25 protein-coding genes and 1 tRNA gene are annotated in these 21,096 nt (G+C 61.1%); 11 read left to right on the forward strand and 15 right to left on the reverse strand.

The window, feature by feature from the left end; genetic code table 11:
- Positions 1 to 80 precede the first annotated feature (80 nt).
- Positions 81 to 575: a DUF1801 domain-containing protein gene (locus ACZ5G6_RS23160; protein ID WP_223935125.1), complete on the reverse strand. Its 495-nt coding sequence runs from the start codon at positions 573 to 575 to the stop codon at positions 81 to 83.
- Positions 576 to 690: 115 nt separating this feature from the next.
- Here ACZ5G6_RS23160 and ACZ5G6_RS23165 point away from each other — a divergent pair, with 115 nt between their 5' ends.
- Entirely contained in the window at positions 691 to 873 is a 183-nt protein-coding gene (locus ACZ5G6_RS23165; protein WP_223935126.1) for a hypothetical protein, read from the forward strand.
- Between the two features lies 1 nt (position 874).
- Here the strand turns inward: ACZ5G6_RS23165 and ACZ5G6_RS23170 are convergent, their stop codons facing one another.
- Together ACZ5G6_RS23170 and ACZ5G6_RS23175 are read right to left on the reverse strand one after the other, a co-directional pair.
- Complete coding sequence (locus tag ACZ5G6_RS23170; protein WP_498688480.1) at positions 875 to 1,960, reverse strand: alpha/beta hydrolase; 1,086 nt, start codon at positions 1,958 to 1,960, stop codon at positions 875 to 877.
- Between the two features lie 124 nt (positions 1,961 to 2,084).
- Positions 2,085 to 2,597 (reverse strand): GNAT family N-acetyltransferase, encoded by a 513-nt coding sequence (locus ACZ5G6_RS23175; RefSeq protein WP_498688482.1) that lies wholly within the window; start codon positions 2,595 to 2,597, stop codon positions 2,085 to 2,087.
- 134 nt (positions 2,598 to 2,731) lie between these two features.
- On the opposite strand from ACZ5G6_RS23175, the gene ACZ5G6_RS23180 reads away from it, so the two are divergent.
- Genes ACZ5G6_RS23180 through ACZ5G6_RS23190 form a run of 3 tightly spaced genes read left to right on the forward strand, consistent with a single transcriptional unit; the run spans position 2,732 to position 6,479 of the window.
- A complete protein-coding gene (locus ACZ5G6_RS23180; protein WP_498688483.1) occupies positions 2,732 to 4,165 on the forward strand; it encodes a GntP family permease in 1,434 nt (477 codons plus the stop codon).
- Between the two features lie 47 nt (positions 4,166 to 4,212).
- Positions 4,213 to 5,463: a CaiB/BaiF CoA transferase family protein gene (locus ACZ5G6_RS23185; protein WP_498688485.1), complete on the forward strand. Its 1,251-nt coding sequence runs from the start codon at positions 4,213 to 4,215 to the stop codon at positions 5,461 to 5,463.
- The gene (locus tag ACZ5G6_RS23190) at positions 5,460 to 6,479 is read left to right on the forward strand and encodes a hydroxymethylglutaryl-CoA lyase-like TIM-barrel protein (RefSeq protein ID WP_498688486.1); all 1,020 of its coding nucleotides are present in this window, start codon (positions 5,460 to 5,462) and stop codon (positions 6,477 to 6,479) included. Before ACZ5G6_RS23185 ends, ACZ5G6_RS23190 begins: the two co-directional genes overlap by 4 nt.
- Here the strand turns inward: ACZ5G6_RS23190 and ACZ5G6_RS23195 are convergent.
- Positions 6,409 to 6,855, reverse strand: a complete 447-nt coding sequence (locus ACZ5G6_RS23195; RefSeq protein ID WP_498688487.1) for an SRPBCC family protein — start codon at positions 6,853 to 6,855, stop codon at positions 6,409 to 6,411. The two genes, ACZ5G6_RS23190 and ACZ5G6_RS23195, sit on opposite strands and share 71 nt — an antisense overlap.
- A 92-nt stretch (positions 6,856 to 6,947) precedes the next feature.
- Here ACZ5G6_RS23195 and ACZ5G6_RS23200 point away from each other — a divergent pair, with 92 nt between their 5' ends.
- Positions 6,948 to 7,838 carry a hypothetical protein gene (locus ACZ5G6_RS23200; RefSeq protein WP_498688489.1) on the forward strand — a complete coding sequence of 297 codons (891 nt, stop codon included), beginning with the start codon at positions 6,948 to 6,950 and terminating at the stop codon, positions 7,836 to 7,838.
- A gap of 425 nt (positions 7,839 to 8,263) precedes the next feature.
- On the opposite strand, the gene ACZ5G6_RS23205 is transcribed toward ACZ5G6_RS23200, so the two are convergent.
- The 3 genes from ACZ5G6_RS23205 to ACZ5G6_RS23215 are packed head-to-tail and all read right to left on the reverse strand — an operon-like array spanning position 8,264 to position 10,920.
- Positions 8,264 to 9,163, reverse strand: coding sequence for a diacylglycerol/lipid kinase family protein (locus tag ACZ5G6_RS23205; protein WP_498688491.1), 900 nt, complete (start codon positions 9,161 to 9,163; stop codon positions 8,264 to 8,266).
- A 58-nt stretch (positions 9,164 to 9,221) separates the two neighbouring features.
- Positions 9,222 to 10,013, reverse strand: a complete 792-nt coding sequence (locus ACZ5G6_RS23210) for an IclR family transcriptional regulator (protein ID WP_498688492.1) — start codon at positions 10,011 to 10,013, stop codon at positions 9,222 to 9,224.
- Positions 10,014 to 10,068: 55 nt separating this feature from the next.
- A complete protein-coding gene (locus ACZ5G6_RS23215; RefSeq protein WP_223935137.1) occupies positions 10,069 to 10,920 on the reverse strand; it encodes a PhzF family phenazine biosynthesis protein in 852 nt (283 codons plus the stop codon).
- A gap of 55 nt (positions 10,921 to 10,975) precedes the next feature.
- On the opposite strand from ACZ5G6_RS23215, the gene ACZ5G6_RS23220 reads away from it, so the two are divergent.
- A complete protein-coding gene (locus tag ACZ5G6_RS23220) occupies positions 10,976 to 11,404 on the forward strand; it encodes a DUF1801 domain-containing protein (RefSeq protein WP_223935138.1) in 429 nt (142 codons plus the stop codon).
- 57 nt (positions 11,405 to 11,461) lie between these two features.
- On the opposite strand, the gene rplI is transcribed toward ACZ5G6_RS23220, so the two are convergent.
- The 5 genes from rplI to ACZ5G6_RS23245 all read right to left on the reverse strand — a co-directional run bounded on the left by rplI (position 11,462) and on the right by ACZ5G6_RS23245 (position 13,619).
- Positions 11,462 to 11,914, reverse strand: a complete 453-nt coding sequence (gene rplI, locus ACZ5G6_RS23225) for a 50S ribosomal protein L9 (protein ID WP_223935139.1) — start codon at positions 11,912 to 11,914, stop codon at positions 11,462 to 11,464.
- Positions 11,915 to 11,932: 18 nt separating this feature from the next.
- On the reverse strand, positions 11,933 to 12,172 hold the full coding sequence (rpsR, locus tag ACZ5G6_RS23230; RefSeq protein WP_003800144.1) for a 30S ribosomal protein S18: 240 nt from the start codon (positions 12,170 to 12,172) through the stop codon (positions 11,933 to 11,935).
- A gap of 127 nt (positions 12,173 to 12,299) precedes the next feature.
- A complete protein-coding gene (locus tag ACZ5G6_RS23235; RefSeq protein WP_216924481.1) occupies positions 12,300 to 12,890 on the reverse strand; it encodes a single-stranded DNA-binding protein in 591 nt (196 codons plus the stop codon).
- A gap of 50 nt (positions 12,891 to 12,940) precedes the next feature.
- Entirely contained in the window at positions 12,941 to 13,246 is a 306-nt protein-coding gene (gene rpsF / locus ACZ5G6_RS23240) for a 30S ribosomal protein S6 (RefSeq protein ID WP_021473324.1), read from the reverse strand.
- 290 nt (positions 13,247 to 13,536) lie between these two features.
- Positions 13,537 to 13,619, reverse strand: a tRNA-Leu gene (locus ACZ5G6_RS23245).
- 134 nt (positions 13,620 to 13,753) lie between these two features.
- On the opposite strand from ACZ5G6_RS23245, the gene ACZ5G6_RS23250 reads away from it, so the two are divergent.
- On the forward strand, positions 13,754 to 14,413 hold the full coding sequence (locus tag ACZ5G6_RS23250; protein ID WP_498688501.1) for a DUF1345 domain-containing protein: 660 nt from the start codon (positions 13,754 to 13,756) through the stop codon (positions 14,411 to 14,413).
- A gap of 60 nt (positions 14,414 to 14,473) precedes the next feature.
- Complete coding sequence (locus ACZ5G6_RS23255; protein ID WP_498688503.1) at positions 14,474 to 14,896, forward strand: hypothetical protein; 423 nt, start codon at positions 14,474 to 14,476, stop codon at positions 14,894 to 14,896.
- Between the two features lie 61 nt (positions 14,897 to 14,957).
- On the opposite strand, the gene ACZ5G6_RS23260 is transcribed toward ACZ5G6_RS23255, so the two are convergent.
- From ACZ5G6_RS23260 to ACZ5G6_RS23270, 3 genes are all read right to left on the reverse strand, one after another.
- A complete protein-coding gene (locus tag ACZ5G6_RS23260; protein ID WP_223935143.1) occupies positions 14,958 to 16,373 on the reverse strand; it encodes an amino acid permease in 1,416 nt (471 codons plus the stop codon).
- 241 nt (positions 16,374 to 16,614) lie between these two features.
- Positions 16,615 to 17,922: a M18 family aminopeptidase gene (locus ACZ5G6_RS23265; RefSeq protein WP_498688505.1), complete on the reverse strand. Its 1,308-nt coding sequence runs from the start codon at positions 17,920 to 17,922 to the stop codon at positions 16,615 to 16,617.
- A gap of 37 nt (positions 17,923 to 17,959) precedes the next feature.
- Positions 17,960 to 18,880, reverse strand: coding sequence for an intradiol ring-cleavage dioxygenase (locus tag ACZ5G6_RS23270; RefSeq protein WP_498688507.1), 921 nt, complete (start codon positions 18,878 to 18,880; stop codon positions 17,960 to 17,962).
- A 184-nt stretch (positions 18,881 to 19,064) separates the two neighbouring features.
- On the opposite strand from ACZ5G6_RS23270, the gene ACZ5G6_RS23275 reads away from it, so the two are divergent.
- The 3 genes from ACZ5G6_RS23275 to ACZ5G6_RS23285 all read left to right on the forward strand — a co-directional run bounded on the left by ACZ5G6_RS23275 (position 19,065) and on the right by ACZ5G6_RS23285 (position 21,083).
- Positions 19,065 to 19,511, forward strand: coding sequence for a hypothetical protein (locus ACZ5G6_RS23275; protein WP_498688509.1), 447 nt, complete (start codon positions 19,065 to 19,067; stop codon positions 19,509 to 19,511).
- Positions 19,511 to 20,251, forward strand: coding sequence for a cyclase family protein (locus ACZ5G6_RS23280; RefSeq protein WP_498692002.1), 741 nt, complete (start codon positions 19,511 to 19,513; stop codon positions 20,249 to 20,251). The genes ACZ5G6_RS23275 and ACZ5G6_RS23280 overlap by 1 nt, the downstream gene beginning before the upstream one ends.
- A gap of 67 nt (positions 20,252 to 20,318) precedes the next feature.
- Entirely contained in the window at positions 20,319 to 21,083 is a 765-nt protein-coding gene (locus tag ACZ5G6_RS23285) for an IclR family transcriptional regulator (RefSeq protein WP_498688511.1), read from the forward strand.
- Positions 21,084 to 21,096: the final 13 nt, after the last annotated feature.

Raw genomic sequence — 21,096 nt, forward strand, 5'->3', positions numbered from 1 at the left:
TGCTCGTTCATTCCCAGCTTACATGCATATGCATCTAAATGAGTGAACGAGGGAGCATCACGAACTATTCCCGCAGGCGGTCAGTGCTTCGGGCCCCCAACGCCGGGCTTTGCAGTCACTTGCTTCATCCACGCTGCGATTTGGTCTTCGTCGATGTCGGCCACGGATTCGAGCTCCACGCCCCGCGTCGATTTACCCATGCCGACCGGTGTCACCGGTGGTACCGGCTCGAGGGTGGCGCCGTTGATGAACATGAGCTTGACGTGGCCGGCAAAGCCTCCGGAGCTGAAGCACCATCCATCGCCCACACCGTAGTAGGCCATGCCCCACTTCACGGAGCGCTGAAGTTCCGGCAGCGTCCTGGCCGCCAAGTCATCGATCGTTTCAGCGATGCCTCGCTGCGGCTGCGGAAGGCTGGCGATGTAGGCGAAGACGGGCTTGTCGCCCACCGCCGCTTTCGCGGGACTGGCCCTGCCGGTCATGGATTCGGGCAGCGGGAAGGCGGCAGCGGTGTGTTCCGCGGTGCCACTTGCTGGGTCCAAGGCTTCCCGCTTACCGCTCTCCCTGCTGGTCATGGACAGTATTATTCCCACGGACCGCGACTATTCATACGCACCGCGGAAAGAGCCACGGCGCATCCGAGTGATGACCGACGAACGACGGTAAAATTAGGGCTAGAGGTGCATGGCGATGTCTGTGGCTTTGGTTGTGGTCCTGGTCCTGTTGGGTGCGGCTTCCCTTGCCGCGGCGATAGGCACGGTGGCGTTGGTGATCCGCGACGGCCGCGGGGAGATTCCACTGGAACCTCCCGTTCGGCCGTGGTCAGCCGGACACCTCCCGAGCCGCCCGTACTCCACTCTTCCCCGCATTTAGTTCACTTCGCCCTGGCGGCGTGCGTGGACAGGAAGTCGAAAGTCTTGTCCCTGGCATCGCGTGCCTCCGTGTAATTCAGGTGGAACTGGTACTCGTGGGGAAGCTCGGGGTTGTGGTCCGCAGCCCAAAAGAGCTCCGTTACGGGCACGCCAGCTTCTTTCAGGCGATTGCCGTACGGAACCGACTGAAGCCACGTCAGACCATCGCCGTTGCCCCCACTGATGAAGGTCGGCGGGAAATCCTTGGTCACAAAATCAATGGTGGACATGGTACTGCCCGCATATGTGGAGGACCAATCCTTCGTTCCCGTGTATGCCCACAGGGAGGTTTTGAAACCCCAGGCGACCAAGCCATTGAGGTCGGCCATAGCCCGGAGATCATATACACCGCAATGGAGGATGGTAGCGGCAAGGTCCGATTTCTGGAGCGCGGGTTCGATCCCCATCAGGTTGGCATACTCCGGGTTAACAGTGAGAGTGGTCATTTGGCTGGCCAACTGCGCTCCTGCAGAATCACCGGCCAGGACAATACGGGTGGTGTCCACATTCAATTCAGCGGCGTGCGCCTTGATATAGCCAAGGGCATCGTTGATGTCCCGTACGGCCGTGGGATAGACGGCCTCAGGCGCGATCGGGTAGCTCACCCCAATTGTCGTGTAACCCTCAGCTGCAAGAATCCGAAGATAGGGTTCCACATCGCCTTGAACCCCGGAAATCCACGCACCGCCGTGGATCCAAACGATCGTGGGGAGCGCAGCGGTAGCGCCCGCGGGGCTGAAAACATCGAACGAAGAACCGGGCTTATAAACAACACCGCCCCGCTCCTCCAAGGGAGTGTCGGGGACGTACGGTGCCATCTCGTCAATGGTGGACTGCGCTCCGCGCTCAAAAACGCTGCGAATCAACATGGCGGAGGGCCAGGGAGTAGCGGAAAGGGCGAGAAGGATGATCAGAACGAGGATGATGGCCAGGTCGAGTTTCCTCAGTCGCGAAGGCCGCCTGCGCCTGGTCCGCAAAGCTGCACGGGAGCCGGGACCTATAGGGGAATCGCCTCCAGCACCCGTCCGGACTGTTGCCTTGTTAGTCACGTTGGCTTGAGACGATTCCAATGGCCCCATTACACACTCCCCCAGTTGGTGTACCTGTGGACCATGCTAGGTCGCTGGAGCTACATAGCGAAGGCATGCACTGAAATCGCCCGCGTCCCCCTTCTTAGACCTTCGGACGCGACGCCTTGAGCAACAGTCCCTCGCCGCCGTCGAACGTCACCGTGTGGAATCCCGGCCCGCGGGCCACCTCCTGAAAGCCCCAGCGCTGGTGGAGGGCGAGCGACGCTTGATTTCGGGCGTTGACCACATACCAGGCCGGATCCGCCCGCCCCCAGATCCACTCCAACCTCCCCTCCGTCAGCGCAGCCGCCACGCCTTGGCGACGAAAACGCCGGGCGACCGTGATTCCGCCGAGGTAATAGCCCGCAGGGGCAGGTCCGTCGGGATATTCCCAGTAGTGCGTTTTGGCCCAACCCACGACGGCGGAACTTCCGTCCCCGGGCACGTCTGGTGTCGGTTCGGCCACCAGGACCAGCCGATGCGAATCCATGATCGCGGCACTGATTCCAGCTCCGAACTTCCAAGCGGCGGCGGGAGAAGTTCGCCCGGCGGTGAGCTCTACTTCAGTGATGCCAGGAACGTCACCCTCACGAGCCGGACGTATCAGGAAAGCCATTGGATCAGTCTAATTTGCCGAGACGCTTGCATTATGAGTTCAAACTCATAATATGGGATCAACGATGTGGCTTGTCTCACGGCGCGCATCAATTTCAAGCCTTCAGAGTGGAAGGCCCAACGATCGGATTCCCCATGCCAGACATTGCTGTTCTGATCAACACAGCTGTAGCGGTCCTGGCCGCCGTCGTGCTGATCGTCCGCTTCAGAGTCAACCCCGTCATTTCCCTAGTCATCGCCTCCGTGTACCTGGGTTTGGCCGTCGGCCTCGGCGTCGAAGAGACCGTGAAGACCATTACGTCCGGCTTCGGCGAGATCATGGTGGACGTCGGCCTACTCATCGCCTTCGGCGTCTTAATGGGCTCCATCCTCAATCAGAGCGGCGCCATCCGGCGCCTTGTGGAGCATCTGCTCAAGACCTTTGGCCCGAAACGCCTGCCTTACACGATGGGCCTGGCAATAGGCACGCTCCTTCAGTCGATCTTCCTGGACGTCCTGCTCGTCATCTCAGCCCCGCTGGCCCGCAAACTCGCCCCGAAAATCGGAAAATTGGGCACAGCCCGCATGGCAACCGCCATGGCCATCGCCCTGGAATGCGGCATTGTCTTTACGGTTCCGGGCGTTGCGTCGCTGGCCCTGGCTGGCCTCCTCAACGTTCCACTCGGCAAGATGCTGCTCTTCGGCCTGTTGCTGGTTATTCCCACCATCATCATTTCGATTGCCATCATGACGTTCCTCTTCCGCCGCGGATTCTGGAATGAAGCCAAGGACGAGGACCACACCTTCGTGGCGGAGGAAGACAGCGAGGGCGAGGAGCCGACCAGCGGTGCCCTCCCCGCAACAAGTACCGCCAGCGAGTCCCCAGCCGGCTCCAACACGAAGCCAATCGGCGCAGCAGTGGCTGTTGCCGAACGCGAGAGCAAAGAGAAGCCGCTGATCATGCTCTTTGCACCGCTCCTGACTTCCCTGATCCTCATCGGCGCGGGAGCCATCCTGCAGATTTTCAAGATTGATCTCCCCTGGCTACAGCTGCTTGGCGAACCTGTCATCGCCCTTCTCATCGGACTCATTGGTACGTGCCTGGTCACCCGCGCATCCATCGGGCAGAAGAAGGTTGAGGAGGCCCTCACTGTCGGCTTCAAGGAAAGCGGACAGATCCTGATCCTCACCGGTGTGGGCGGATCCCTCGCGGCCACGGTAAAGGCCGCGGGCCTCGGCGACATCCTTGGTGGCTTCTTCTCAGCGAGCACCGTCGCCCCCTTGCTGGTGGTCTGGGCCATCGCCGCAGTGCTGCATATCGCCGTCGGGTCCGTCACCCTGTCCGCCATTACGGCAGCTGGCCTGCTGGCACCCATCGCTCCCGCGATCGGCCTGGATCCAGTACTGCTCGCCCTCGCCGCCGGCGCTGGCTCGCTCTTCATGGTTCACGTCACCAGCAACACGTTCTGGCTCCTGCAGTCCCTTTTAGGCCAGAGTGTGAGGGGTGCATTGAAATCGGTCACGGTGGGAGTTTCGGTAGCCTCCGTGGTCGCAATCCTGCTGATCCTGCCCATGAGCCTGCTGTTCTAAACGCCCCGCCAACCGTCCCATCACGAAAGCACGCACGAGAGAAGACCATGACACACCAAACAATCGCCCCGTTGGACGGCGTCCGAGTCCTCGAACTCGGCAATTACATCGCCGCTCCCACGGCCGGCAGGCTGCTTGCCGATTTCGGCGCTGAAGTCATCAAGGTCGAGCGTCCGGGCACCGGCGACGAGCTCCGCAACTGGCGCCTCCACAAGGGCAATACGTCCATGCTCTACCGCACGCTGAACCGCAACAAGAAGTCAGTGGTCCTGGATCTCCGAACGCAAGCGGGCAGGCAGGCCGTGCTGGCGCTCGTTGCAAAGTGCGACATCCTGCTGGAGAACTTCCGTCCTGGCACGCTGGAGAAATGGGGTCTCGGGCCCGAAGTCCTCAACCAGGCCAACCCGGACCTCATCGTCACCCGTATCTCCGCCTTTGGGCAGACGGGTCCACTGTCCGAGCGGCCCGGTTTTGCCGCCGTCGCCGAGGCGTATAGCGGGTTCCGCAACCTGGTGGGCGATCCAGACCGCGCGCCGGTCCGCGTGGGCGTCTCCATCGGAGACTCGATCGCGGGCCTTTACGCCGCCTTCGGCTCCATGATGAGCCTCTACCAGCGTGAAGCACGACGCCGGGACTCGGCTGGCGCTGTGCCGCTCACCGAGCGCATCATCGACGTCGCGCTGAATGAGGCGATGTTCTCCATGATGGAATCGCTCATTCCGGACTACCAGGCCTATGGCGTGGACCGGCAGCGCGTTGGCGGCCGTATGGAAGGCATTGCGCCCTCGAACGCGTACGTGTGTAAGGACGGTGCCAGCATTGTGGTGGCCGGAAACGGGGACTCCATTTACCAGCGGTACATGGAGACCATCGGCCGAGCGGACCTCGCCGAGGACCCGGAGCTGCAGAGCAACGCCGGACGCTGGGCACGCCGCGAAGAACTGGACCAAGCCATCGGCGAGTGGTCCGCGCAACTGACAGCACCCGAAGCTTTGGCAGCCCTGGACGCAGCTGGGGTTCCGGCTGGTCCCATCTACACAGCCGCGGACATCAGCACGGATAGCCAGTACGCGGCCCGCAACATGATCCAAAAGTTCGACGTTTCGACGGGCGAAGAGATCCTGCCGGGAGTCGGTTTCCCGGGCATCGTTCCCGTTATCGGGGACCAGTCCCTGCCCATCCGGAACCTTGGCCCGGACCTTGGCGAAAACACTGAAGAAATCCTTGGCGGGCTCCTCCACTTGGATGCTGCGCAAATCGATGCGGCTTCCGGCCGCGAGGAGGCTGTCCGACCATGAACCGTTTTGAAAGCACGCACGCCACAGCACTGGGCACCACTCTGGGAAACGCCATCCTGAGGGACGTCACCTTGAGGGACGGGCTGCAGCTCACCGGTAAGCTCTTGCCGACGGAGCAGAAGATCGAAACAGTGCGGGAGCTGCTGCGCCTGGGCGTCCCGGCGATCGAGCTCGGATCCATGGCGCGCGCGGACCTCGTCCCCACCATGGCCAACACTCTCGAAGTTGTCCAGGCCCTCACTCCCGAGGAACTCGAAAAGTGCTGGATCTGGGTAGCGACACCCGGCCATGTTGCCAAGGCAGCAGCTGCAGGCGCGCGGAATTTCCAGTACTGCCTGTCTGCGTCGGATTCACATAATAAGGCGAACATCGGCCGGACCACGGACGAGAGCCTTGCTGCTCTGCCTGAAGCCGTTGAGTATGCACGTACAATGAACGGCCAGATTCAGTTGTGCATTGCGACATCCTTCACCTGTCCTTTCGAAGGCTACGTACCGGAGGAGCGCATCCTGGCCATTGCCAACGATCCCCGGGCCGAGGGCACCACGGACATCGTCATCTGCGACACCCTTGGGCAGGCCGTTCCTGCCCAGGTGTCCAGCCTGATCACGCGGGTGCGGGATGAATCCCCTGCCCGGCGGATCGTTTATCACGGTCACGACACTTGGGGCCTGGGCGTGGCCAACACGCTCGCTGCAATTCAAGCGGGGGCCGCAATGGTGGACGGCGCTTTGGGCGGCCTGGGTGGTTGCCCGTTCGCGCCCGGCGCCAGCGGCAACACCTCCAGCGAGGACATCCTGTTTGCCACGCGTCCCGAATGGCTCACGCCGCACGTCTTTGGCGAACTCGTGGTCCTGTCCGAAAAGCTGCTGGCAGAGCTGGGCGAGCCCAACCGTTCAAAGGCTGCCCAAGGCGCGCGCTCCAGGGCTGCGGCTTTCGACTGGGTCATCCCTTCCCCGCTCCGCCAGCCGCCATTAGTTCCAGCCGCCGCAGAGTCTCCCGGTTGCGGACGGTGATCATAGGATCCCTGAGTGCCTTTGGCACCACCTTTCCGGGGCCCCGGATCGCGTCTTCGGCCATAGAGACGCGGCACTGATTGCCACCCAGGTCCTCCAAAGTGATGCGGACCTTTGCCTCACCTACGGGCCAGCCACGGGCTAAGAGCTCCAGGCTCCGGCCAGGTTCTACGGCGGTGACGCTGGTGCTGTCGTTGAGGAGAAGCGGCCAGGCTCCCACGGAGTGATGGAGTTTGGAACCGACCTGTGGCCACTGGTCATCCACCGCGCGAATCCTTGAGGCGCCAACAACCCACCCGGAGTACAGCCAACCGTCGGCGATGACGTTCCAGACGTCCGCGGCAGACGACTTGAACAGCTGGGTAACGGTGGACATGGAGTTCCCTTCTGTGTGCCTTCGGCATCTATGGTGAGACTAAGCTAAGCATGCTTATAAATTGTCCGCCATAGGCCGCCTACACTGTTGGCATGGTCATCAGGGAGTGGCGTCATTGGGCGGCATGCGTAGCCCTGTTGTCCACCCTGCCACTGGCCTCATGTGACGGTTCCCCCCGCCAAGGACGGCCGACCACCTCTGAGGCACAGCCCATCGCCGTGGAGGTTAACCAGTCGCGCGACCAATACGGCAAGCAAGCCATCCTCATAGAGCTCACCAACACCACAGACACTCCCCTTACCGTGAGTGGTGCGCGGCTGAATTCCCCGTTGTTTGAAAAGGACATCGTCTGGGAGCCAACAACCGGTGTCCTGGAACTACCGCCCCGACAGCCCAAGAGCCTTCCCGCCGACTTACCCGCTCCACGTTGCAGTCAGTCGCCCACTGAACCCCTCAAGGCCATCGTTTATTACTCGGAGCCAGCTAAGGGACCCGCAGAAACCTCGGTTGGGGCACGGGACCCGTTCAACGTCCTGCCCCGGAACGCCGACGAGCTGTGCTTGGCAGCCGATGCTGCGGCCGTAGCTGCCATCGTCCTGGATCCCGATCTTGAGGTGGCCCCAGATGGTCGAACCGCCGTCGTGCGTCTTGTCATTACCCCTGCGGGCACTCATGGTGAGTCGACGCAAAAGCTAACGATTAACTCCATCGACGGAACCACCCTGCTGGCCGAACCGCCCGCGGACCCCTGGCCGCGGGCCATCGCGATATCGTCCGGCACCGCCCCGAAAGAGGTGCCCTTGACGATCCGTCCGGCGCGTTGCGACCCGCATGCGGTGGCCGAGGACAAAGTGGGAACACTGTTGCCATTAAGGATTTCGGTGGGGGCACGGGAAGGCGTACTGAAAGTTGCAGCATCGAATGAGTTGCGTGGGCGTATCTACGACTTCGTGACGGCGGCCTGTGGCGGAGCCGCTCATTAGGGTATTCCAATTTTTCAGTACTCGACGTGACGGTCCCCTCCGAGAAGACGAACTCACCTATGACGGTGACGCCGTCGAGGTCGTAAAACCGGGATACTCACCGGACCCTTGGCCCGGTTTGCCTGCCAATGCAATGCCTCTTCTGGCGACTTGAACAGCGATGGATCGCCAGTTGCTACTTTTCGTTCGTTGTTCTTGACATACCCGATTCGATCGTTGGTTGCATACGCCCGAATCAGGTCCGGTTCAACGGAAACCCCATCGACCTCAGTTGGAAGGCCATACGTTTGGCCAGCGGAATTCTTCTCGAAGGCGGCGTCACCTAACACGACAGCGGGCGCATGCGCAGCTACTTGGGGCTTGGGCGTCGGCTGGGATGTAGCGCTGGCCACTCCGATTCCGGCACCCCCGAGAAGAACTGCTCCTTAGCCGACTGTAGCCAGAGCGGCCGGAGCGCATTCCACCCTGACTTTCACATTGGCTTCCACCGTCTTCACTTCACCGTCCATCTGGTACGGCAAGGGTTTGAGCGTAGTGAAGTCGTAGCTGCTCACGCTCGGCTGATCGCCCAGGCCCTGGGTAGTTGCGCGGAGGGCTGTCAGCAGCACGCGCCATTTGGGCATGTGCGGAAAGACGATAACTTCGAATTTTCCGTCAGAGGGGTGATCGTCGGCCTCACTGAGTGTGGCGTATTTGGCCATTTCGGGGATGTTGGCGAAAACCAGACTGTCGAATTTACGGCGTTTGCCATCGGATGTGCGGATGGCGAATGGCTTGAATTTTGAGAAGGTCTTGATGACGGAGACCATTTCAGTCAGGGCTCCCTTGCTTCCTTTTTCGAGCTCGGTGGCCACAACAGGTGTGAGGCCGAATCCGATATAGGAATGCGCGTACTCCAACGGCTGGCCTTCCTTTTGACCTGTGTGAATGCTCAGGAGGTCAATCTTCCGGACGTGGCCCTCAACAATAGCCTCTTCCAGTGGCTTGGTTCCCGTGATCCGTCGGTGGTCATTGGCGTTGCCCGCAGCCATGACTGCACATACCGCCTGCGGGTTTCCCGCCTGCATAACGCCGTTGACAACCTCGTTGTAGCCGCCGTCACCGCTCACAGAGACAACCAGAACGTCACCTCCCCTTGCCGCAGCCTTCCGGGCCAACTCCACGGCATGTCCAGCATGTTCAGTGGGCTGGAGCGTAATCTCAGGTGCGTAAGTGAGGGTGTCCTTCAGCTTTACCTGCAATTTCTCAGCAAGCTCGGGCGCATTTCCCGTGCTGTTGGGATTGAAAATAATGGTGATCGCTTCAAAAGTCCGTGCAGAATCCATAATGTGCTCCTCGTGTGTACACCCGTTTTGGTTACTGCCCATTCACCGTTGCCAGCCCCTACGACTCCCCCGGGAACCGCCCGCCAATGAGTCTGGTCATATGTTCCGCTGTCGCGAGCAAAGGTTCCACCCACGCCTGGCACGTCTCCAGTGGCATCCGCAGCGTAGGGCCACTGATGGTGACTGCGCCCACCAGGGCAGCAGCTGAATCGAACACCGGCGCCGAGAGCCCGGAGGCTCCGTCTTCCCGCTCCCCCACGGTGATAGCAAAGCCATCAGCCCGCGTCTTCTTGACTGCGATCTCCAATTCCTCCGAACTGGTAATCGTGTAGTCGGTAATGGGCTCCAACGGGTCGCGGAGGACGGCCTCCATCAATTCAGGAGACCACGCGAGCAGGACCCTGCCCGCCGAACCTGCGTGGAGCGGGATGATCTTGCCAAGGTGCATCTCGCGACGGAGCGCGTGACGTGTGTCGGCCATGGCAACACAGACCCGGTAGTGCTGTTCTGCCTTGAAGAAGCACGCCGTTTCCCCGGTGTTGTCCCGCAACGTCTTGAGTAGCGGGCTCAGGATGTCCACCACTTCCATGCCACGCGTGGCAGGAGCGGCCCAATATGCCATCCGCATACCGATGCGGTAAGCATCGCCCTCCCGGTCCAGGAATCCTTGCGACGTCAGGTTGGTGACCAGACGTTGCACGGTGGATGTGGGCATACCCGTGTATTCGCGAATGTCGCTCAGCTGCAGCACCGGTTTCGATAGGGAAAAAGCATCCAGGATGGACGTGATCTTGCCAAGGACAAGCAGAGGGTTGCCGTTGGCCTTCGCGGAAGCATCGGATGCTGACATAAGTCTCACGCTAAACGCTCGCCGGAGGTGACGCCAATCCCCGGGCCGTTTAGAGCTACAGCAGCACGGTGCCCTGGATGCAAGTAGCCGATGCCCCGCCGATCCAGATGTCCCCGTCCTCAGCCTTCACATGGATGCGACCCGCCCTGCCCAGGGCCGTGCCCTGCGCCGCCATATATTGTTCAGGCGCCCGGCCGCTGCCGATCAGCCACTGCGCTGCACCGGCGTTGAAACTGCCAGTCACGGGATCTTCCACCATGGCGTCGCCGGGAATGAAGGTCCGCACCTCAAAGTCGACGTCGGAACCTGGCTCGTGTGGGCCGATCACCCCGACCTTGAGGTCACCCATCGCCACCAGATCCGGTTCAATCGCCAGGACCTGTTCTGCAGACTCGAGTAGGACACCAACCCACTCCGGGCCATTTACCAGCCATGATGCGTCCAGCAAGGAGTCCTCCGGAAGCCTAAGACCGGCTGCCAGCTGGGAACGAACGGCAGCGTCCACGGCCTCGAAGCGGGTCAGTGGTGGTGCAGCAAAAGCCAGCCTGCCGGCGTCGTTCTTCACCCGGACCAAACCTGCGCCGCATTCCTGCACCAGCACGCCGTCCGTCTTTGGTTCTCCCCCGGCCTGCAGCCAGGTGTGAGCGGAACCAAGGGTTGGGTGCCCAGCGAACGGGAACTCCTCGCTGCCCGTGAAGATACGCACGCGGTAATCGGCACGCGGATCCGTGGGAGGAAGAAGGAAAGTGGTCTCGGAGAGGTTGGTCCAGTTGGCGAAGTGCTGCATCGCCTCGCTGCTTAGGCCCTCTGCGTCAACCACAACTGCGAGGGGATTACCGCCATACGGCTGGGCAGAGAAGACGTCAACCTGGTGGAACGGTCGGATACGCAAGGATTCTGAAGTCACCGCTGCAGGCTATCACTGGGTGGTCGGCCAACCGCGTGTCTGCGAAACTACGAGCATGGCAGAGAACAAGACCCAGCCCACGGGCATGTCCGTGGATGAATTCCTGTCCGCTGTGGAGCCCCCTGGCCGGCGCGCCGATGGGTTGGAGCTGCGGAGGATGATGCAGGAGATCACTGGTAAGGAAGGGGTCATGTGGGGGCCGACGATCGTGGGTTTCGGCAGCTACCACTACAAATACGAGAGTGGACGCGAAGGTGACTCTGCCGCCGTCGGATTCTCACCGCGCAAGGCGAACCTGGCACTCTATGGCCTCACGTACGGTCCCGACGCCGACCGTCTGCTTCCCGAGTTGGGCAAGCACAAGACCGGAGCCGCATGTTTGTACATCAACCGGCTGGACGACGTGGACCGTGAGGTTCTCGCAGAGATGATCCGGGCGGGCTACCAACACGTCATGTCGGAGCTCCACACACCGTCCCCTTAAGCAAAGGACCCCCGCCACCGGAAACCGGTGACGGGGGTCCTTCTAAGCAGTCAGAGACTACTTCCCTGCAACGACCTCGAGGTCGATAACAGCGGAAACATCCTCGTGCAGGCGAACGTTGGCCTGGTACGAACCGACAGACTTGATGTGGTTCGGCAGTTCAACGTTGCGCTTGTCGATGGCGCCGAGGCCAGCGGCCTCAACGGCAGCAGCGACATCAGCAGGCTTGACGGTGCCGAAGAGACGACCGGACTCGCCGGCCTTCACCTCGAGCTTGACCTTCTTGGAGGACAGAGCCTGAGCCTGTGCCTGTGCAGCTTCAACAGAAGCGTGGGCACGAGCAGCGCGGGCAGCCTTGATGGACTCAACCTGCTTCTCGCCACCCTTGGTCCAGGTCAGAGCGAAGCCGCGGGGCAGCAGGAAGTTACGTGCGTAACCGTCCTTGACCTCGACAACGTCGCCAGCAGCACCGAGACCGGTTACTTCGTGGGTCAGAATGAGCTTTGCCATGTTAGTTAATCCCTTCCCTTAGCCGCGGCCAGCGCCGGAGTAAGGCAGCAGAGCAACTTCGCGGGCGTTCTTGATTGCCTGGGCGATCTTGCGCTGTTCCTGAACGGTAACGCCAGTAACGCGACGAGCGCGGATCTTTCCGCGGTCGGAGATGAACTTGCGCAGCAGTGCTACGTCCTTGTAGTCGATGACAGTGATGTCAGCGGCCTTCAAGGGGTTGGACTTTGGTTTGGGCTTACGGAGTTCAGCCTTAGCCATCGTGGAGCTCCTTTTCTATGGAGCCCGTGGATATTGATCCACGGGATGGTGGTGTTCGACGGCGGTAGTCGCCCGGGTGCCTCGCGGCAGTCCCGGCGGGTTCCGGCGTCGGACTTTTTCTTTGTGTTTAGAAGGGAGGTTCGGAATCCGGGCCGTTGCCCCAGCCGCCTGCATTACTGACACCGGGCGTAGCCCAAGGGTCATCCTGCTGTGCGGGCTGGTTGCCGCCCCAGTTTCCACCGGAGTTGCCGCCCTGGCTTGCACCAGCTGCAGCGCCTCCTCCAAAGCCACCGGCGTTACCGCCACCGAAGCCACCCTGGCCACCGTTTCCGGCGCCGAACTGGCCACCGGAGCGCTGGGTACGGTTGACTTTGGCGTTCGCGTAACGCAGGCTCGGACCGATTTCATCGACCTCGAGCTCGATAACGGTGCGCTTCTCGCCTTCCTTGGTTTCGTAGGAACGGCTCTTCAAACGGCCGGAAACAATGACGCGCATGCCCTTTGTGAGGGACTCGGCCACGTTCTCGGCTGCTTCACGCCAGACGGAAGCGCGGAGGAACAGGGTTTCCCCGTCCTTCCACTCATTCGACTGACGGTCAAAGGTCCGGGGAGTAGAAGCGATGGTGAAGTTCGCTACTGCTGAGCCAGACGGGGTGAACCGCAGCTCGGGGTCATTGGTGAGATTACCGATGACCGTAATAGTGGTTTCGCCTGCCATCTACTGCCTCCTTGTTCGTTCCTGCGGTGTAAAGATCTGGAAGGGGCTGATTACTCAGCAACGACCTTCTGGTCTTCGGGGCGGATGATCTTGGTGCGCATGATCGTCTCGTTAAGAGACAGCTGGCGGTCAAGTTCCTTGGCGGTAGCCGGCTCAGCGGTGAAGTTCACCACTGCGTAGATACCTTCGGACTTCTTCTTGATGTCGTATGCCAGACGGCGACGGCCCCAGATGTCAACCTTTTCGATGGTTCCACCATCGGTGGTGATGACATTGAGGAACTTCTGAAGCGACGGCTCTACGGTACGCTCTTCGACCTCGGGGTCGATGATTACCATCAATTCGTAAGGACGCATATGTGAACCCACCTCCTTTGGGCTAAGCGGTTACGGTATTTCCGTAACAGGAGGTTCATTTGCGATGCTGTGGCTCGCTCCCCCGCCGAAGACTCGGAAGGAGGGCGCAACACAGACTTCAATATCTTAGTGCATCTCCTGCACTCAAAGCTATTCGGTGGTGTCTTGGACCGAAACCTGCCAGTCGCCGTATGTGGATAACTGAGCCAGGGAGCGAACGTGCCAGCTCCCGCCGAGAGCCGCAAACGACAAAACCCCTGGAAGATCATTGACCTTCCAGGGGTTTCCTGTGCGCGGAGGGGGATTTGAACCCCCACCCCCTTTCGAGGACTAGCACCTCAAGCTAGCGCGTCTGCCATTCCGCCACCCGCGCAGGGTGATCGGAGAAAGAGTGTTTCGTTTTTCTCCGTAACAGCGACAAAGACACTAACACGAGGATGCCCATTCCGTGGATTCCTGCGTCCCAATCCCCCGGATCAAAGGGGAAACTCGGGCTAGGGTGGGGGCATGGATGCACTGAGAATTAGGCGCAGCCGGTTGCGTTTCGTTGTCATGGTGGCAGCCGGCGCCGCAGCCTTCGTGGTCACGGGCATCGCAGGCAGCTGGGTCGATGCAACGGCCGTCGGCTGGGCCACGGCCGCACTGATCTATGTTGGATGGGTGTGGCTGGTGATAGCGCGGATGGATCCAGCCGAGACCCAGCAACACGCGACATCCGAGGACCCGTCCCGTGGGGTCACTGACGTGCTGATCCTCGTCGCAAACCTGGCCAGCATCGCCGCCGCTGCCGCGGTGATCGTCAACTCGCACACTGAAGGAGCGGACACGCGCTTCTACTCGGCCGCGCTCTCCCTGGCGTGCGTAGCCCTGTCCTGGATGCTGGTCCAAACGCTCTTCACCCTGCGCTATGCCGAGCTCTACTACAGCCCTGAAGCCGATGCCGGTGGTGAAGTGGGCGGCATCAGTTTTAACCAGGATCGCCCACCGCAGTACACGGACTTCGCCTACCTCGCCACCAGCCTGGGCATGACGTACCAGGTCTCAGACACCAATCTGGGCAACCACAAGATCCGGCTTGAGGCCCTAAAGCACAGCCTTCTTTCGTACCTGTTCGGCACAGTCATCCTGGCCGTCACCATCAACCTCGTTATTGGCTTGGCCCAGTAGCCCACACCGCCGCCCAAGAAGCCCAGTTCCCGGTGGCGTGCCAGGCGTAGGCTACTTGCCATGAAGCCCCGGCTGATTTGGGTTGCCGCGATCATTCTGGTGGCCGCGATCGGCGGACTGGTGTGGTTAGCGGTGGACAAGTCGCGTGTGTGCCCAACCATTGGAAACACCACGCCGATCGAGCTAAAAGTCGCCTCCACTCCAAGCCGTGTTCAGGCGTGTTTCGGAGAAAACTGCACGCCCCGGCCCCTCCAGCAGCAGACGGATGGCCGCTGGCTCGTTCCTCAGGAGCCTCCATACCTCGCTGCCGAGCAGACAACCTCCCCGCCCAGCGTGCTGGCCAAGGTTCGCGTTGTGGTCAAGGAGTCAGGCAAACGCCAGCGGGACGCCGTCTTCGACATCCCTGCGATTCCGGGTGTTCCGAACACTACTGGCGCAGAATGCCCCGGACCCATCCAGTACCTCCCCGTTGAGGTGCCTTAACCACGAAAAGGGGCAGCCGCCGTCGAACGCTGACGGCGGCTGCCCCGAACGAAAAGGACGCTTACGACGCCGGACCGGAACCCAACGTCACAGGCTCGGCATCCGTGTCACCCACCGGAGCGGACGGGGTGCCGCGCTTGCGATACCGGAACACACCGATGGCGACGACAACCGCAGCCAGGGCCAGCGAGAGGAAAAGCGATTCGCGCGTGGATTCAAGTATCACCATGCCGATGATGAGCGCGACGATGCTTCCAATCGCGATCCACGTGAGGTACGGGAAGAACCACATCTTGAGGTCGAGGTCCTTGGCGGCGGTGCCCATTCGGCGGCGGAGGATGAGCTGTGAGCTGGCGATGACCAGCCACACGAACAAAGCGATGGCGCCAGAGGTGTTGACGAGGAACAGGAACACGGTGTCCGGTGCCACGTAGTTCAGGCCAACGGTGATGAACCCGACCACGGTGGAAGCAAGAACCGCTGCGGCGGGAACGCCACGCTTGGAGATCTTGGTCCAGGATTTGGGGGCGTCGCCGCGCTGCGAGAGCGAGAACAACATGCGGCTGGCGGTGTAAAGACCGGAGTTCAGGCATGACAGCACCGAGGTGAGGACCACGATGTCCATGATGGTGCCGGCGCCCGGGATTCCGTAGAGCTCGATCACGGCGACGTACGGGCTCTTGGCAACTGAAGCGCTGTTCCACGGCAGGAGCGTGACCACAATGGCAATGGAGCCGATGTAGAAGATCAAGATGCGCCAAACAGTGGACTTCACGGCCTTCTTGACGGCGTCCACGGGGTTTTCGGACTCGCCCGCGGCGATGGTGGCAATCTCTGCCCCAAAGAACGAGAAGACCACCACGAGGATGCCAGCCAGGACCGCGCCCGGACCGTTGGGCATGAAGCCACCCTGATCCAGGAGGTTGGCGACGCCAGGCGCGGAAACGCCTGGGATCAAGCCAAGGATCGCGGCAATGCCGGCGAGCAGGAAGATGACGATCGCAGCGACCTTAATGGACGCGAACCAGAATTCGAACTCACCGTAGGACTTCACAGAGCCTAGGTTCGTCAATGTCAGGAGCACCATGAGCACCAGCGCCCAAACCCACTGATCGACGCCCGGAACCCAGCGGTGCATGATGGCAGCGCCTGCTGTGGCTTCGATGCCGAGGACGATGATCCAGAACCAGGCATACAGCCAGCCGATGCTGAAGCCTGCCCACCGGCCAAGGGCCTTGTCTGCATACGTGGAGAAGGAGCCCGTCTCCGGGTTGGCCGCAGCCATCTCGCCAAGCATCCTCATGACGAGGATAACCACCAGTCCAGCGGCCAAGTAGGCGACGAGGATGCCCGGGCCAGCCTGTTGGATAGCGGCGCCGGAGCCCACAAACAGCCCAGCACCAATCACGCCGGCGATAGCGATCATGGAGAGGTGTCGTGGCTTCAGGGACTTTGAAAGTTGTTGGTCAGCGTGCATGGATCGGCGCCGTCCTTAGTGTCTTTGGAGAGGGCCCGGGTTGATGTGCAGCGGGCCACATGGCTTTCCCACACTAGCCATCCGCGCAGGGCAAAATCTTGTGCGGAAGTACATTTTGCCGTGCTCAAAAAAGGAAGCATGCACAAAAAGTATGATTATAAGCATCCAAAGTTTCCTATAGAAAACTTTGGAAACGCCCCTGAAATGACTCTTTGAGGCCTTGTCGGCGTGCCTCGGAAAATCAGGCGTCGGTTCGGTAGAACAGCTCCGCCACAGAAGCCAAACGAAGCGGGTCCTCGACGCCACACAACTCCCGTGCCGAATGCATGGACAGCAGGGGGATGCCGACATCGACTGTCCTTATCCCCAGCCGCGTCGCGGTCAGTGGACCGATGGTGGAACCGCACGGAAGGTCATTGTTGGAGACATATTCCTGGTACGGCACATTTGCTTCCCCGCACAGCCGCGCCCAAAGCGCAGCTCCCGTGGCGTCGGTGGCATAACGCTGGTTGGCGTTGATCTTCAACAGCGGTCCACCGTTGAGTACCGGACGGTTGACTGGATCATGCCTCTCGGCGTAGTTCGGGTGAACGGCGTGGCCGGCATCCGCAGAAACACAGAACGACGCCGCCAGGGACTGCCGCCGTTGGCTCACCGAGGCGCCAAGACCATCGGAGATACGAGTCAGAACGTCCTCAAGGATGGGCCCGCAAGCACCGGAGCGCGAGTTGGAACCGATCTCTTCATGGTCGAACGCCGCCAGGACCGCGATGGGGCCATCTTTCCGCCCTGCTTTCGCATGCTCAATCAAGGCCACCAAGCCAGCGTGCGTCGAAGAAAGATTGTCCAAGCGGCCCGAGGCGAAGAACTCACCCTTGGCGCCGAAAACCGCAGGTGCCTGCGTGTCCGCCACCACGACGTCGTAACCCCCGATGTCTGCAGGATCAACGGTGATGCCCTCGAGTCGCTCGGCAAGCAGGCCCAAAAGATCTTCGTTGGCCGGATCACCCAGCCCGAAAACCGGGTTCATGTGCTGCTGCTTGGACAGGAGGAGGCCATTGTCATTAACCCCACGATCCAAGTGGATGGCCAGTTGCGGGAACCGCAGGAGGGGGCCGGTTGCAGTCAGGTGCTGCGTGCCGTCGCGTAGCACCAAGCGGCCGGCCAGTTGCAGCTCGCGGTCCAGCCAAGAGTTAAGGAGCGGCCCGCCGTAGACCTCGACGCCGGCCTGCAGCCAACCGAACTTGCCTGTGGTGGGCTTTGGCTTCAGTTTGAAAGAAGGGGAGTCCGTGTGGGCACCCAGGATGTTGAAGCCCGTGGTTGGTCCGGCACTTTCGGGAATGACCCACGCGATCAGGGCGCCATCGCGGATGACATAGAACTTACCCGCGCCACCTTCCCACGGCTGCAGTTCATCCAGTGCGGTGAAGCCGGCGCCATCAAGCCGCCTGCCAGCCTCGTGCACTGCATGGAAGCTGGACGGCGAAGCCGAAACGTACGCGCCGAGGTCCTGGATGTGGTCAACTGCTGCGGGGGCATTCGAAGGCATGCCCCCGAGTCTAGCTGCGCTCTTCGATCGCTTTGTGTCAGACGGTGACGTTCAGCGCGGCTGTGTAGCCTCCCTGGACCGAGCCAGACATCGTGGCCAGCTGATATATGCCTCCATCGTCACCAAAGACGTTGTCCCCTGCCAGGGTGCTTTTCGCGAAGTTGCGGGCACTCGACTCATATCCCGACGAGCCGTAGACGTCCTTGCACGCGTCCTCAGCCAGGGCGATCTGGGAAACTGCCAACACCTGGCCAGCGGCAGAAGTGTTGCTCATGGATTCAAATACCTCAAAGTGAATATGAGGCCATCGACCGCTGTAAGCACCGGGGTAAATGGTGCTGAACGAGACTTGGCCGTTGCTGTCGGCCTCCTGGACGCCGCGCAAATAGTTCTCGTTCTTCAGCCCCGAGTCGTATAGGGAATACTTTCCGTTCTGATCGCAGTGCCAGGCATAGACCGCCGCGCCTGCCAGCGGCGAGCAACCGTTGGCGTTGTCCAGGAGAGTGAGGGTGAAAGTCAGCGGGACGCCTGTCGCCTTTGTTGTGGAGCTTCCGAAACTGGACGTGATGTCCTTTCGAACCACTCCTGATGCCTCGAGCACATTCGGTCCATTGGAACCGTCGCCGGGATAGGGGCCTAGCGTTTCCTCCGGCATCTCGACTCCGCATTCGGCGAGTGCGCGCGTCACGGTACTTGTGGGGGAAGGCGTTCCGGCCGCCGTCGTACTTTCCGTTGGGGTGGCCGTGGCACTGGAAGACGACGACGCCGGGGCAGGGCCGCCTCCCGCACCCGGCGTACAGGCAGCCAGTGCTGCTGCCGTCCCGGCACCGAACAGGACGCCCAACGTGCGTCGGCGGTTCAGGAGCGTGGAGAGGTCGAATTCGAGGCCGCGATCGTGGTTTGGGTGGGGCTGTTCTGAACCATCAGGTGTCGGCCGGTGCTGTTGAGGGGAAGTCATGCATCCATCAAACGCGCGCCCACTGTGCCTTGTACATGCTGAATCTGTGGCGCGCCTATGAAAGTGGGACCTCCTCGGCCCATAGCCTCGAGTATGCAATATAAACATTTTCATATGCTTGTAATGCTCGTCACGTTGTGCCACCATTGCTCCCAGTAAGCACACCCCAGGAAGGCATTGCCCCATGAACATTGAACTGAAAGCCGTCCGAAAGCTGCGCATCCACTGGCCCATCCCGCTTGAGACCATGACCCAGCTGGCCAGCGGCGACCTGGACGCCTTGGAGTCCGACGCAGGCATCGCATCGCTACTCCAAGCACTTACCGAAACCCCGGAACTGGGCGGCTTCGGAAACTACCACCACGTCTTCGAGTCCTCAGCAGGGTTCGAGGGCTTCACCGTCGCCGAAGGTGCCAACCCGACACTAGGCAGCGTGGGGCAGAGAACCATCTCGCCAACATTTGTCTTCACCACATACTTCGATGATTCGCTCTCCGACCAGGCGGTTCACCAGCTGGTCCAGCAGATCGTGGATATCCACCCGTGGGAAGTGCCCGTCATTGAAGTCTCCGGACCACTGAGTGTCTCCAGCAGCGCCCACGCTCCTGCAGTGGAAAGCCGGGTTGCTTGATGAATTCGCAGTTATGGCAACAGCTCGCGCCCCTGCTCCAAGGCAGGACGTACACCGATCTCACGCATGCGTTCCACCCGGGTCAACCGCGCTTCGCGGCCTTTCCGGATGAGTCCCGTGAAGCCCTCTTCGACATGGAAAAGGGGGACGGCTTTACTGCCCACAGGTACTCGATAGTCGGGCAATGGGGGACCCATGTGGATCCGCCGTCGCATTTTGTCCGGGGTGGCCGAACGCTCGACCAGATACCCGTGGAAGAAATGCTCTTGCCCTTGGTTGTTCTGAATATCAGTGACCGTGTTCGCCTCGATGAAGACGCCACCCCAACACTCGCCGACGTTCAGGGGTGGGAGGAGAGGAACGGGCGCATCCTGGAAGGTTCATTCGTGGCGCTCCGCACTGGCTGGAGCCACCGTTGGCCCGATGCCCAAGCAATGGCAAACAGGGACAAAGCCGGCGTCAGCCACACCCCCGGCTGGTCGCAGGAAGTTCTGGAGTATCTGATCGAGAACCGAGCCGTGGCTGCCGTGGGCCACGAACAAACGGACACTGATCCCGGCGTCGCCACTTCCCAACAGGACTTCAGCCTGGAAACTTATGTCCTGGCCCACGACAAATGGCAGATTGAACTTCTTGCCAACCTGGACAACGTGCCCGAGGCAGGCGGCGTCCTGGTGGCTACATGGGCCAAGCCCTTGGAAGGCAGCGGTTTTCCGGCCAGGGTTTTCGCCATCCACTAGGACCCCCCATCCGGGCCCGCCGTCAGGGCGGGTCCCGGGGCCTTCGGCCAATAGCTAGAATCAATCCATGTCAAAGACCTCAAGCATGGGCCGCGGCATGATGGCCATCCTTGCGGTCGGGGCCCGTCACGCGCAAGGATACGACGGCGGGACGGTCGCCGACGTCGCGGCCGACATGGACAAGGACCGCAGCCAAGTCTCGCGAAGCCTCAAGGGCGCCTTGCAGGAGGGTTTCCTGGCCCGCAGGGATCACAGGAAATACAGCCTGGGTTGGACCATCCTGACGGACGCGCAGCTGGTCACTGAACAACGGCTGAAGACTGACGGTCTAACCGCCCTGGAGGGCCTTGCATCCGAAACCAATGAAGCATGCTTTCTTGGCGTGCTCAGCGGAAACAGTACTGTCACCATTGGCGAACAAGTGCCTGCCAGTGCCAACCTTGTTGGATCGTGGCTCGGACGTCCTTATCCCGCATATTGCAGCGACGCCGGCCAAGCACTTCTGTGGGATGCCCCGGACGGAGAAATCCGCAGGATCTTCGAGTCTGTTGAGTTCGTGAAACACGGACCCAATACGCCATCCTCCGTGGAGGATTTCCTGGCGCGGCTCAATGATGCCCGCGCACGGGGATACTCGATCGTGGATGAAGAAGCCGAGCCGGGACTTTACTCACTGGCCGCCCCCATACGCGACTTCAAGGGGGAGGTTGCCGCAGCCCTTCAGATTGTTGGACCCAAATCTCGGATTGAGCCGCACCGCGAAACATACGCAACTGCACTCCACTCCTGGCAGGCATGGCTTGAGTCCATGGTGGGTGGACGGCTTTCATAACCCCTGAATAGGC

The sequence above is a fragment of the Arthrobacter sp. TmtSoilC51 genome, assembly GCF_055388015.1.